At 41.3% G+C, this 13003-nt stretch carries 10 protein-coding genes; 3 read left to right on the top strand and 7 right to left on the bottom strand.

The window, feature by feature from the left end; all coding sequences use genetic code 11:
* Positions 1–340: 340 nt before the first annotated feature.
* The gene (gene serA, locus VLA57_RS05565; RefSeq protein WP_011512778.1) at positions 341–1567 is read left to right on the top strand and encodes a phosphoglycerate dehydrogenase; all 1227 of its coding nucleotides are present in this window, start codon (positions 341–343) and stop codon (positions 1565–1567) included.
* A gap of 123 nt (positions 1568–1690) precedes the next feature.
* On the opposite strand, the gene trhO is transcribed toward serA, so the two are convergent.
* On the bottom strand, positions 1691–2776 hold the full coding sequence (gene trhO / locus VLA57_RS05560; protein WP_333954526.1) for an oxygen-dependent tRNA uridine(34) hydroxylase TrhO: 1086 nt from the start codon (positions 2774–2776) through the stop codon (positions 1691–1693).
* Between the two features lie 306 nt (positions 2777–3082).
* Here trhO and VLA57_RS05555 point away from each other — a divergent pair, with 306 nt between their 5' ends.
* Positions 3083–6307 carry an Eco57I restriction-modification methylase domain-containing protein gene (locus tag VLA57_RS05555; RefSeq protein ID WP_201530767.1) on the top strand — a complete coding sequence of 1075 codons (3225 nt, stop codon included), beginning with the start codon at positions 3083–3085 and terminating at the stop codon, positions 6305–6307.
* Positions 6308–6400: 93 nt separating this feature from the next.
* Here the strand turns inward: VLA57_RS05555 and VLA57_RS05550 are convergent, their stop codons facing one another.
* From VLA57_RS05550 to metX, 3 genes are all read right to left on the bottom strand, one after another.
* A complete protein-coding gene (locus VLA57_RS05550) occupies positions 6401–6982 on the bottom strand; it encodes a tetratricopeptide repeat protein (protein ID WP_011512780.1) in 582 nt (193 codons plus the stop codon).
* Positions 6983–7384: 402 nt separating this feature from the next.
* A complete protein-coding gene (metW, locus tag VLA57_RS05545; RefSeq protein ID WP_011512781.1) occupies positions 7385–8002 on the bottom strand; it encodes a methionine biosynthesis protein MetW in 618 nt (205 codons plus the stop codon).
* Positions 7999–9321, bottom strand: a complete 1323-nt coding sequence (gene metX / locus VLA57_RS05540; RefSeq protein ID WP_333954792.1) for a homoserine O-acetyltransferase MetX — start codon at positions 9319–9321, stop codon at positions 7999–8001. The genes metW and metX overlap by 4 nt, the downstream gene beginning before the upstream one ends.
* A 511-nt stretch (positions 9322–9832) precedes the next feature.
* Here metX and hemH point away from each other — a divergent pair.
* Positions 9833–10852, top strand: coding sequence for a ferrochelatase (hemH, locus tag VLA57_RS05535; RefSeq protein WP_333954525.1), 1020 nt, complete (start codon positions 9833–9835; stop codon positions 10850–10852).
* An 86-nt stretch (positions 10853–10938) separates the two neighbouring features.
* Here hemH and VLA57_RS05530 read toward each other — a convergent pair whose 3' ends face one another.
* From VLA57_RS05530 to VLA57_RS05520, 3 genes are all read right to left on the bottom strand, one after another.
* The gene (locus tag VLA57_RS05530; RefSeq protein WP_020442752.1) at positions 10939–11295 is read right to left on the bottom strand and encodes a hypothetical protein; all 357 of its coding nucleotides are present in this window, start codon (positions 11293–11295) and stop codon (positions 10939–10941) included.
* 219 nt (positions 11296–11514) lie between these two features.
* Complete coding sequence (locus VLA57_RS05525; protein ID WP_333954524.1) at positions 11515–12303, bottom strand: SDR family oxidoreductase; 789 nt, start codon at positions 12301–12303, stop codon at positions 11515–11517.
* Positions 12304–12421: 118 nt separating this feature from the next.
* Positions 12422–12952: a hypothetical protein gene (locus VLA57_RS05520; RefSeq protein ID WP_333954523.1), complete on the bottom strand. Its 531-nt coding sequence runs from the start codon at positions 12950–12952 to the stop codon at positions 12422–12424.
* Positions 12953–13003 lie beyond the last annotated feature (51 nt).

The following is a 13003-nucleotide window of genomic DNA, read 5'->3' as shown; positions in this document are numbered from 1 at the left end:
CATATAACCAAATGGCTATAACTAAATGTGTTTAATGGTGTATGTTATTAAGGGAACATTAACGATGTATCTTATTGCAATTTAATAGGCGTAGCAACGATAGAGCATTATGAATTTGCCTCTGTATATGCGTACATAGCATAAAGAAGGGGTACTTGCTCATTTGGATAGCAGGATTCACTATAGCATAAAAAGTTTTCAGGATTGATAACCAATAATTCATCTAATCTGCTAACATCGCCGACCAATTTTGTGTAAGATATCCAGACTCTTTTCGTTTCATTCATCCAAGCTTATCCCTCAGATGATTTTTATAAGACAATTATAGGACAGTTCTCACATGGCGTTATCACTCCAAAAAGACAAAATCCGGTTTTTATTGCTTGAAGGTCTGCACGACAATGCTTTAAAAGTATTAAAAGATGCTGGTTATCAAAACATTGAAAATATCAGTCATGCATTGGATCAAGATGAGCTGATTGAAAAGATTAAAGATGCTCATTTTATTGGTATTCGCTCGCGCACGCAGCTGACGCGTGAAGTACTTCAGCATGCACATAAGCTTATCGGCATTGGTTGCTTTTGTATTGGTACCAATCAAGTAGACTTAGATGCTGCTCGTGAATTCGGTATCCCGGTCTTCAATGCGCCATTCTCAAACACCCGTTCGGTCGCTGAGTTGGTACTTGCTGAAGCCATTATGCTCTATCGCGGTATCCCTGAAAAGAGTGCCACTGTACATCGCGGTGGTTGGGGTAAGTCTGCGACTAACTCACATGAAGTACGCGGCAAAACCATCGGTATCGTCGGTTACGGCTCTATTGGCTCGCAGCTGTCTGTATTGGCTGAAAGTTTTGGTATGAAAGTTATTTATCATGATGTTTTGACCAAACTGCCACTAGGTAATGCAGTCCAAGTAGCTAGCTTAGAAGAGCTATTATCTACTGCTGATATCGTGACTTTGCATGTACCTGATCTGCCAAGCACACGCTACATGATGGGCGCGGCGCAGTTTGCGCATATGAAAGACGGCAGCTACTTTATCAATGCTGCGCGTGGTACTTGTGTCGAGATTGATGACCTTGCTGCCGTGCTTGAATCTGGCAAAATCTTGGGTGCAGCAATTGATGTGTTCCCAAAAGAGCCAAAATCTGCTGATGAAGAGTTTGAATCACCACTGCGTAAGTTCGATAATGTCATCTTGACCCCGCATATCGGTGGCTCAACCCAAGAAGCACAGGCAAATATTGGACTGGAAGTTGCAGATAAGTTTGTGCGATATTCTGACCAAGGCGATACAGCAACGGCGGTCAACTTCCCAGAAGTATCGATTCCGTTTAAAGAAGGCACGCATCGCCTGCTGCATATCCACAAAAACGTACCAGGCGTCCTGTCACAGATTAACCGTCTGTTTGCTGAAGCAAATATCAATATCTTGGCGCAGAGCTTGATGACAGAAGGCGATGTCGGCTATCTCGTTATGGATGTCGATTATAACGACTCAACCGCGGCTTTAGATCAGCTAAAAGACGTTCAAGAAACGATTCGTGTGCGTATTTTGTTTTAAGTTTTGTAATAACAGTTTGAATTTATAGTTAGCGCTATAAATAGCGAATAACAAAAAAGAGAGGCTCTATTCATAAGAGCCTCTCTTTTTTTATCGCATTTTCCATGTCCCTAAGGCATAAATTTAGCCAGCTTTAGTTTTATTGGCTGCGTCTGCTTGACGGCGAGCTTCGACCTTAGCTGCTTTGCGCTTCTCGATGACATCAATGACGTCACTACCGATATGGGCTTCACCACGTTTTTGTGCCAATTGCATTTGATGCTCACGCTCACGAAAGCGTGCTTTTTGCTCGTCAGTCGCTTTATCGATACAGTGCGGACATGACTCACCCTTTATGTAGGCAGGGCTTTGCATCTCAGCTTGCGTAATCGGCATACGACAGGCAAAACACTGCTCATAACTACCTTTTTCTAAGTTGTGATTGACTGAGACACGGTTATCAAAGACAAAGCAGTCACCTTCCCACATAGAATCGCTGGCAGGTACTTCTTCTAGATATTTTAAAATGCCGCCCTCTAAATGATAAACCTCTTCAAAACCTTGCTCGCGCATAAATGCCGTTGATTTTTCGCAGCGGATACCGCCCGTACAGAACATGGCGACTTTTTTATGCTTGCTTGGATCCAGCTCTTTTGCCACGTATTCTGGGAATTCACGAAACGTTTCGGTATTAGGATTGACCGCATTTTGGAACGTGCCAATTTTTACTTCATAATCATTACGCGTATCAATCAGGATGACATCAGGGTCTGAGATTAGGGCATTCCAGTCGCTTGGCTTGACATAGCGCCCTACCGACTGCAATGGATCGATATTCTCCACACCCATCGTGACAATTTCCTTTTTAAGCTTTACTTTGGTGCGATAAAAAGGCTGGGCATCGGTATAAGATTCTTTAAAAGTAAAACTGCCAATCGCTTCGATACTACGCAGATAGTCTAGGACATTATCGATACCTTGGCGTGTGCCAGAAATCGTTCCATTAATACCTTCACTAGCGATTAGCAACGTACCTTTGACGTCGTTATCGAGCATGGTATTTAGGATTGGCTCGCGGTACTGCTCAAAATCCGCAAAACGGGTGAATTTATATAAAGCGGCAACGACGATATTATTGGTGACGCTGTCGTAAGCAGGTGCTGACTTGTTATCAGTTACCGTGTTGTCTTGGATATTGCTATCTATATTTTTGTCTTGAATAGTACTCATGTTTTTCTCCTGCTGGCTAGGTCGCAAACCTAGTGCGTTGGGTTTAAATTATTTGTTGAAACTAATGGATAAAACTAATAACACTAGCATGATTGTGGAATTGATAAATGCGCCCGTAGTGTAGCAAATTTTACTAAGGTTTTGAATCATTTAATAGCTGATGGCATCGTTACAGGCCTACACGACTTATTCATTAATTTATCTGAACGATTATGGCTTTTAGGCGTTTATCCGATGAGTAGAGCTTGCTATAGTAGGCGTTTGCTCATCATTTTGTTCTATTTATTTCATTGTAAAGGCGCGCGTATGTCTCTGTTTCAATCTATCATCATCGAAAAATATGTCCGCGAACTCGATAACACTCAGCTAGAGACAGCATGGCAGACTTATAGCCATTGTTTTTTAAACCTATCAAAGCAAGACAACATCCGCTTAAGTAAAGAAGAGCAATACCAAGAAGGCTTCTTAAGGGATTTATTCGTCGATGTCTTTGGTTATACGTTAAACCCAAATCCTAACTATAATATAACGACAGAGTTCAAAAACCAGACCGGCAGCAAAAAAGCCGATGGCGCGATAATCAAAGACGGTCATGCTATTGGGGTAATCGAGCTAAAAGGCATGAATACCACTGACCTAAGCAAGATTGAACAGCAAGCTTTTGGCTACAAAAACAATCAGCCTAAGTGCCGATATGTCATCACCTCTAACTTTCACAAGCTGCGCTTATATATCGATAATGCGGTCGAGTTTATAGAATTCAATCTATTCACTTTGACTCAAGCGGACTTCGCATTACTGTATTTATTGCTCAATCGCGACAGCATCATGAGCGATTTGCCTGCCACCCTCAAGTCGGCATCTCTATCGCAAGAAGAGGCGATAACTAAGCAGCTCTATAAAGATTACTCGGTATTCAAACGTGAGCTATTCAATGATTTGATCACCAATAATCCGAGCGTGGATAATCTAGTATTGTTTCAAAAGTCACAAAAACTACTCGATAGATTACTGTTTATCTTCTTCGCTGAGGACAGTCATCTGCTGCCAGCCAACTTTGCCAAAGGCATCATCAGCGAGTGGGAACAGCTCAAGTCGCTTAAGATGACCGTGCCTTTGTACGATAGAGTCAAAGCGTACTTTGGTTATTTGGACAAAGGTCATAAGGATGAGCATAGCGAGATATTTGCCTATAATGGTGGTCTATTCAGTACGGATGAGCTGCTGGACAGCGTCATCATCAGTGATGATATTCTACAGACCCATATCAAGATACTGTCAGAGTACGACTTTGACAGTGAGGTCGATGTCAATATCTTGGGGCATATCTTTGAGAACTCGCTCACAGAACTCGATGAGGTAAAAGCACAGCTAGAGGGTACGGTGGTCGATAAGTCGCAAACCAAGCGCAAAAAAGATGGGGTGTTCTATACCCCGAAGTACATCACCAAATATATCGTCGAAAACACAGTAGGCAAGCTCTGTACGGATAAAAAGCTTGAGCTGGGTATTAATGAAGAGAATTACTATCAAGAAGCGGTCATCAATAAAGATGGTACTAAAAAGAAGAAAACTGCCAAGCAGATTGCCACAGAAAAGGTAGCGTTCGATAGCTTAAATGCGTATCGAGATTGGCTATTACAAATCACCATTTGTGATCCGGCGGTCGGGAGTGGGGCGTTCTTAAATGAGGCGCTAAACTTCCTAATCGCGGAGCATGACTATATCGTCGAGCTAGAAACCAAGCTATTCGGTAGCGGTCTGGCATATCCTGATATCGAAAACAGTATTTTAGAAAACAACTTGTTTGGTGTCGATATCAATGAGGAAAGCGTCGAGATTGCTAAGCTGTCACTGTGGTTACGGACAGCGCAGCCACGACGTAAGCTGAATAATCTGAATGATAATATCCAATGCGGTAACTCACTGATTGATGATCCCGCAGTCGCAGGTGATAAAGCCTTTAATTGGCAAGCAGCGTTTCCACAAGTCTTTGCAAAAGGTGGCTTCGATGTGGTGATTGGTAATCCGCCTTATTTGAGGGTTCAAGGTCTAAAATCACATTTTCAAAATGAAACAGTTTATTATGAAAAGAATTTTGAAAGTGCAACTAGACGATATGATATATATTCACTTTTTATAGAAAAATCTTCAAAGATAATCAACAATGAGGGGATTATTTCTTTCATTCTACCTCATAAGTTTTTAGTTGTAGAAGCAGGTCATGGTGTAAGATCTTTTCTTGCTAAAAAACGTTTAGTGCATTCCATAATACATTTTGGAGAGGAATCAGTGTTTTCTGATGCATCTACCTATACTTGTATAATCAACTTAACGTTAGATCAAAAAAACACTCTCTGTTTCAAAAATATTAGTCCTACAGAGCTATTCGATGAGAAAGCATACAAAGACGTTGATTATTCTGATTTAGATGGCAATAATTGGAATTTAATTGATCGTAGTAAAACTACCTTAATTAGCAAGCTGTCTAAAGAGAACTACTTTCTGAAAGATGTGTTCAGCTCGATAGGAGCGGGTATTGATTCTGGAGTTGATGACATTTTTATTTTATCTGGTGAGATAAAAGGTGATTACTTTGAAGGCTATTCTGAACAGTTGCAAGAGAATGTAAAGCTAGAAGCTATTGTTATGAAGCCAGTATCAAAGGGTGAAGATATAAAAAAGTATAGTAGTCCAAGTTCCAACAATTTTATGCTCTATCTTCATTATCATAATGGTAAGAAAACAGTTCCATTTGAAGAAGATTTCATTAAGAATAATTTTCCATTAGTTTTTGACTACATGATTAAATTCAAAGAGGAGATGATTTCTAGAAAAATTAGAAAAAAGACTAATCCGAAGTACTGGTATAGTTTGCATAGATCTAGAGATATATTGACTTTTCAAAATGAAAAAATTATGACTCCTGAAATATCATATGGTACGAATATGATTTTCGATGAAAAAGGATTGTTTCATAACACTAAAGTTTATTACTTAGTAAAGAACGAAGATAATTTAGAAAGTTATAAATATTATTTAACTATACTTAATTCTTCGATAATGTGGTTCTTTTTAAAGACTACAGGATATGTTTTAAGAGGTGGATATTTTACTTTTAAAACTAAATTTTTAGAACCTTTTCCGCTGCCTAAAGTAGCTAGCATGGAAAATCAGCTATTGTTATCAGAGAAAGCCGATCTAATGTTATCGCTAAACGAACAGTTGCAGGACTTAACAAGCAAGTTTATCCGCACCTTGCAGCGCAAATTTGATATCGACAAACTCAGTAAAAAGCTAGAAAACTGGCATGAGATAACTTACGCAGAATTTATCAAAGAGCTGGCAAAAAAGAAAATTAAAATGAGCTTGGCTGATGAAGCCGAGTGGGAAGAGTACTTTTTAGCTGAGCAAACCAAAGCGAAGCGGTTGATAGCAGAAATCGACCGTACAGACCGTGAGATAGATCAAATGGTTTATCAATTATACGACTTAACCGATGATGAGATTGCCATTATCGAAGCCAGTTAATGTAAGTATTTATCATTATGTGAACACAAAAAATCCAGCTCATAGGCTGGATTTTTTATTGACTAAGAGTTTTAAAACTAATTTATTTATAGATTATTTACTCTGAAACCAAGTATCGGCTTTGCTGCGAGCACTAGCGATATCAGCACTGGATAAGTTTAATGCCAATTGACCAATTTTGCCACGGGCTTTATTACGGACTTTTTCATCGAGCATGCCATCACGGGCAGCCAAATCATACCATTTATAAGCATCGACTAGATTTTTTTGCTTTTCATCTAACAAGGCAAGCGTATAGCTAGCACGGTTATCACCACGCATAGCGGCTTTTTCTAACCAACCACGTGCTTGTTGTAGGTTTGGTTGTACACCTTCACCACGCAAGTACATGATGGCTAAGTTAAGCTGAGCAGGGGCAACGCCTTGCTGAGCCGCTTTGGTATACCACTGAACCGCTTGTTTGGTATTTTGAGCAATGCCTTCGCCTTTTTGCAAACGCTTGGCCAGATAAAACTGAGCATGATCATTACCTTGAGCCGCGCGATTAGATAGCTCGCTAATAGGCATTAGCTCAAAACGTGACGTATCAAGTGGTACGTTTGATATTAACTCAGCGTTGGCAAAACCTGCACAAGAAAAAATGGCAGTAAACAACGCAGCTTTTAATAATTTCATAGCAGCTCCAAAATTAGGCAGTTAATAAGCAAAAAAAATTGTCCCGCTAAACATTGTCTCGCTAAAGACAGTTAGACGGCGATAACAATTAGGCGACATCTTACAAGACCAACTTACCTAATTATTAGCAATATAATTAATCGTTATCATGTGCCAATAGATTCCAATAAAGCCGACAAACGGTATTAATCGGGGTGCAGTTGACACTATTTCGCTAGCTTAACACCCAAACTTACGAAACTCAAATACTAATTACACGATTTACTGCCTATCTATACCTCGTTGTCCTCAATAAAATCATAGAGTTACTTAGGTGTAAGAATAGATTAAGACTCTATTAAGGTTAAGGTTGTACTTATGGGTGTCAATATTACTTTTAATAAGAACTAGCAGTAGCAAATATCATTTAGGTTTTTGTTTGGTGACGCGATAAATAGCGACATCTGCCAATAGGTTTGGCGCTTGTCTTATCAATGCTGTCATCAACGGTGAATGCCCTTTTTCAGAATCACTGACGGCAAAACGATTGATAATATGAATATCATGCTGCGCGCACAGTTTCTCAAAATCTTTAAAGGTACATAGATGAATATTTGGGGTGTTGTACCACTCATAAGGCAGCGCTTCTGAGACCGGCATAATACCTTTCAAACCCAAATGTATTCGGTTCTGCCAATGGGCAAAATTAGGAAAAGTAATAACTGCTTCACGAGCGACGCGCAGCATATCAAGCAACAGTATATCAGGCGATTTGACGGCTTGTAGTGCACGTGCCATTACTACAGTATCAAAACTATTATCAGCGAAACGCGCCAAGCCGTCATTCAAGTCTTGCTCAACAATGGATAAACCATTAGCGATGGCTTCATTGATTTTGTCCTCGTCAATCTCAAGTCCATAACCCGTTACACCGCGATTTTGCTGTAAATGCGCGAGCAGCTCGCCATTACCACAGCCTAAGTCAAGCACATGTGAGTGTGGGGCAATCCAACGCTCAGCCAATTGATGATCCATTCTCATGAGCGCGCTCCTAATGTTTTTTGACTGTTTTGGTCTCGGTTATCAGTCATAAATGGTGCATTTAGGAAGCCTTTGACAGCGCCCATATAACGCGGAATATCAAATAAGAAAGAATCATGCCCGTGCGGCGCATCGACATTGATATAGCTGACCGGTTTACCAGTCGCCATCAGCGCATCGACAATCTCTTGTGAGCGCTCGGGAGCAAAACGCCAATCCGTGGTAAATGACACAATCAGATACTGGCATTCAGTATGGGCAAAGGCGGCTTTCAATGCGGTCAGCTCTTGATGATTGGTTGCACTTATGTTGTCGATATCCGCACTGTCCGCTAAAGTATTTGCTAGCTCGTCTTCGCTACTATCTGCTTTTACAGACTCAGCAAGGGACGAGGCTAAAGATTCTGGCGACGAATCTATAGCAGTCTCTAATGGATAATCCCGTGTCGGGTCAAAGTAATCTAGCGCTTTGGTCATGAGCAAATAGGTATTGGCATCAAAATTTTCACTAAAGCGTTCGCCTTGATAGCGCAGATAGCTTTCGACTTGGAACTCGACATCATAGCCATACATAAACTTGCCAGATTTTAAATCACGGCCAAACTTGGCTTTCATCGCATCGTCAGTCAGATAGGTAATGTGTCCTACCATTCGCGCAAGGATAAGCCCTCGGCGAGGGTAAGTGCCTGCTAGCAGATAGCGTCCGTCTTTAAAGTCAGGATCAGATAAAATAGACTGGCGTGCCACCTCATTAAAGGCAATATTTTGCGCAGAGAGCTTGGGCGTACTGGCTATGACCACACAGCGTTTTAACCGATTGGGATAATCGACCGACCATTGTAGCGCCTGCATACCGCCCATTGAACCACCGACGACGGCATGCCAGACGTCAATGCCCAAGCGATCTGAAAGCATGGCTTGGGTCTTGACCCAGTCTTTGATAGTGACCAGAGGAAAGTCAGGTCCATATACTTGTGCTTGACTGCTATCTGGATTTATTGTCGTGGGACCAGTAGAGCCAAAGCAGCTACCGATATTATTGACACAAACAACAAAAAATCGATTGGTATCGATGGACTTATTGGGTCCGATCATATTGTCCCACCAGCCAGCTTTTTGATCTTCATCGCTATGAAAGCCTGCTGCGTGATGACTGCCTGATAGGGCATGGCAAATAAGCACAGCGTTTGACTTGTCGCTATTAAGCGTACCATAGGTTTCGATAATCAAATCGAATGATGGTAAAGTGCGATTACACTCTAGAGTTAATGGCTCAGCGAAATGAAGAGTCTGGGGCGTGACGACTCCGACTGAGTTCAATAATTCCTCAGTGTTGATTGAGCTTTTAGCATTGCCTTTAGCATTGCTTTTATCTGTGGCGGACTGGTCACTGGTATTATCAGGGCGTGCGTTCAAAGCTACCTCACAAGACAACAATCATCAATAAAATAAGAAGGACACTGTATCGACAACTCGTTCTGCCGATATTTTTAAATGGTTTGCTAAAAGCGTTTTATCTACACTGTTTTTTGACCATGTGCTTGCCTATTGTAGGGCGATGCGCATATGAGTACAACCTTCAAGCGCAGCCTTTCATACTTAGTTTTTATATTATTAAGCCAATTGAAAAAAATGCTGGGTCATTGCTACAGGTTTTAGGCGCTATCGACGTAGGCGAGTAGTGATAACTGCGTGTCAAATTGTACAAGGACACTTTTGCCATGCGTTATAAAGGGTTAAAATGCTACACTAACGGCGTGCTCATTGAATACTGTCTTAACAATCTTTTGTAGAGCTTCCTTCATCAACTTAACTATAAAACAGTGCTGCTATGAAACCTGACCTGCCTCCCCGTATTGCCGTTTTACTTGTCAACCTTGGTACGCCAGATGAACCGACCGCGCCAGCTGTCCGTCGTTATCTCAAACAGTTTTTGTCCGATCCGCGCGTGATTGAAATCCCGAAGTTCTTATGGGCGATTATCCTCAATCTGTTTGTGCTACCAAGTCGCCCGAAACGGGTAGCAGAAGCATATGCTAGTATTTGGGATGGCGATTCACCGATGCGCAATATCCTTAACGCGCAAGTTGAGATGTTAGACAAGCGTTTGGCTGAACGGGCTGCGCCATTTCGCGTGTCTGTTCATGCCGCGATGAGCTATGGTAATCCGGGTTTGCCTGATGTCATGGATCAATTGCGTAGCGAAGGGGTTGACCATTTCGTCATGTTACCCGTGTTTCCGCAGTATTCGGCGACTTCAACAGGTGCGGTTTATGATGCGATTACTAAGTGGTCGCTGAAGCAGCGTAATTTGCCCAATATAACGATAGTTAAAGATTACTTTGCTCATCCTTTATACATCAAAGCATTAGCAGATAGCATCCGTCGTTTTCAAGCGGTACATGGTAAGCCTGAAAAGCTCATGTTTAGCTTTCACGGTATTCCGCAGCCTTATGCTGATAAAGGCGACCCGTACCCGAAACGCTGTAAATGTACGGCGGCACAAGTGGCTCATGAGCTTGGTCTAAAACCAGATGAATGGATTATCAGTTTCCAGTCACGCTTCGGTAAGCAAGAATGGATTAAGCCCTATACCGATGTGGTGCTCAAAGAGTGGGGCAACTCAGGTGTGCGCTCGGTACAAATTCTGAGTCCTGCGTTTTCGGCAGATTGCCTAGAAACCTTGGAAGAATTGGCTATCGAAAACCGCGAGACTTTCCTGCATGCTGGCGGGCAAGAATACCATTATATTCCAGCGCTCAACGCTGATGAAGCACATATAGACTTGTTAGAGGCAATGAGTGCGCCATTGGTAAAAGGTTGGGCAGGGACTCTGGATGGTTGGGCATAAACGTTTTTAATATCAAATGAATATTCAAAAAAATACCGAACATCATGTTCGATATTTTTTTATCAATAATTTTCTAAAAGTACTCTTTAAAAGTCATTGTCATGGCTTAGTTTTGCTGCGTCTTTGTCAGCAATGTCGGCAATACTGGGGTAATGGCTATCATCTAAATTCTCTTCAACCAGCAACTCATCAATACGTGATTCATCGATATTTTGATGATGTACAGGGGTAAGACCTTGGGTTGCATCACTTCCGACTTGCGAATTATTAAATCCTGCATCATCGTCAAAGTCATCATTGTCGATAACATGCAGCATAGGATTGTCTAAATCGACCTCTTGGCTACCTTGGTTATCTTGACCTTCATCGATATCATTATCAATATTTTCATCACCTTCGATGTGATTCATCTCTTCTGGTAGCGGGGTTTTTGAGTGTTCCATACTGTCTTCCTTAGTTTTTATAGTTAACAAGCCTAGTAGGGTTTAAATGTGGTCGTATAGCTATTTTGTCCGCTTATCATCATTGCCTCTAGTAGTAAGGTGTCACAGGATGTTAAAAATATGTACGAAGGTTGCTTATTTAACCGTAAAAAAACGGCTGCCAAATCTTGGTAGCCGTTTAAATATTGTCATGTTACCTTTGAAATTTATAATCTAAATTTATTTAGTACCGATTTTACTATTGATAAAGCGCATTAATGAGTCAGGTGCGACTTGCGACGCTGTATGTAGCATTTTCGCAGGAAAGCCAATAGGATAGTGAGTCCGTGACAGTTTGCGATTCGGCTGAGCGCTTAATTTACACAAGGTTTTAGCCACATCGTCAACGGTTAGATTGATGCCCAAACGGTCGATACTGGTGACCTTGATGTCTTTCGTCATGTCGGATTTTACCCACAGTGGCATGACATCAATCACTTTGATACCTAGCTCAGCGTATTCAATGTTTAGCCCTTCAGTTAAACCGCGGACAAAGAATTTACTGGCAGAATAAGGTGCCACTTCAGATTGACCATATATCGCTGAGGCAGATGAGAGATTGATGATTTTGGCGTTTTTACTGTCGGCTAAATACGGCGCTATCTTATGACAGCCGATGAGCACACCTTTACAATTGATATCAATCAATGACAATTGCTTGTCCAAGTCAGTATTGGGCAACGCGCCACTTACCAATACGCCAGCATTATTAATCAAGACATCAATACCACCAAAATTCTCCAGCATATGATCGATCGCCGTATCCCATGCTTCAGGGTCAATGACATCTAGATGACCATGGACGAGACGATTGCCTTTTAGCGCTTTTTTAAAAGTTTTATCATCAATCGCACGCTCAAGCTCAACCGTGTCAATATCAAAAAGACCGACGCTATGACCTTTTGCGAGCAATCGTTTTGCTGTCGCTAGACCAATACCGCGTGATGCACCCGTAATGAATATATTCATAATGACTCGCTTAATGATTGGTGATAAATGATGCCTGAAAAAATGCGCTAATTTTTAGTATAGCAAACTCTCTATTAAAAGTTAGCGCTAAGACAAATGCTATCATGACCGGTGATTGCTACGCTTGGCATGATGAATAGCGCTTATTAAGTGGCAAGCGTCTTTCAAACATAAGCGGTTTAAAACGCCATATAAAGGTCAATGCAATCGCGTAAACGCCAGTTTCTGCCATTTCTTCAACAATCTCTCCCAAACCTTGAGGAATCATAATCGCGTTTTCGCCCATATATTCTAATAATGCTAACCCCACTATCATAAGATATAAATAAACCGGCACCGATTTTAATACTGCCCAGAGATAACGCCAGGTATATGCTAATAAACCCACGATAAGCAGATAAACTATAAGAAGCACCGCATCTTCCCACCAGTCATAGGACTGATTTAACAGTGAAAAATCGCTAGCAATAAACAACTCAGGTAAATAGTTTAACTCGCGACGGATCACCGCAAAAAACGTCAATACTGATGCCAGCCAAAAATAAAGACTTTGCTTACTTTCACTCTGCACTACATATTGCACGCAACGTAATATACAGGCTATCAGTAAGATAATGCCGGGGATTTCGATAATGCCATCTGCAGCCAAAATAAGCGCTCCTGATTTTTAGAATAAAAAAAGTGAGCGCTAAGGCTCACT

Source organism: Psychrobacter sp. S4(2024), assembly GCF_036861305.1.
In the GTDB taxonomy this organism is placed as follows: Bacteria; Pseudomonadota; Gammaproteobacteria; order Pseudomonadales; family Moraxellaceae; genus Psychrobacter; species Psychrobacter cryohalolentis.
The sequence above is the reverse complement of the archived record's forward strand: the minus strand, read 5'-3'. Positions and strand labels throughout refer to the sequence as shown.

Excerpts from the sequence above, each read along its gene's own strand:
- serA (WP_011512778.1), top strand. The coding sequence starts at position 341 with ATGGCGTTATCACTCCAAAAAGACAAAATCCGGTTTTTATTGCTTGAA.
- VLA57_RS05530 (WP_020442752.1), bottom strand. The coding sequence starts at position 11,295 with ATGGAACACTCAAAAACCCCGCTACCAGAAGAGATGAATCACATCGAA.
- VLA57_RS05550 (WP_011512780.1), bottom strand. The coding sequence starts at position 6,982 with ATGAAATTATTAAAAGCTGCGTTGTTTACTGCCATTTTTTCTTGTGCA.
- VLA57_RS05555 (WP_201530767.1), top strand. The coding sequence starts at position 3,083 with ATGTCTCTGTTTCAATCTATCATCATCGAAAAATATGTCCGCGAACTC.
- metW (WP_011512781.1), bottom strand. The coding sequence starts at position 8,002 with ATGAGAATGGATCATCAATTGGCTGAGCGTTGGATTGCCCCACACTCA.
- hemH (WP_333954525.1), top strand. The coding sequence starts at position 9,833 with ATGAAACCTGACCTGCCTCCCCGTATTGCCGTTTTACTTGTCAACCTT.
- trhO (WP_333954526.1), bottom strand. The coding sequence starts at position 2,776 with ATGAGTACTATTCAAGACAAAAATATAGATAGCAATATCCAAGACAAC.
- VLA57_RS05525 (WP_333954524.1), bottom strand. The coding sequence starts at position 12,303 with ATGAATATATTCATTACGGGTGCATCACGCGGTATTGGTCTAGCGACA.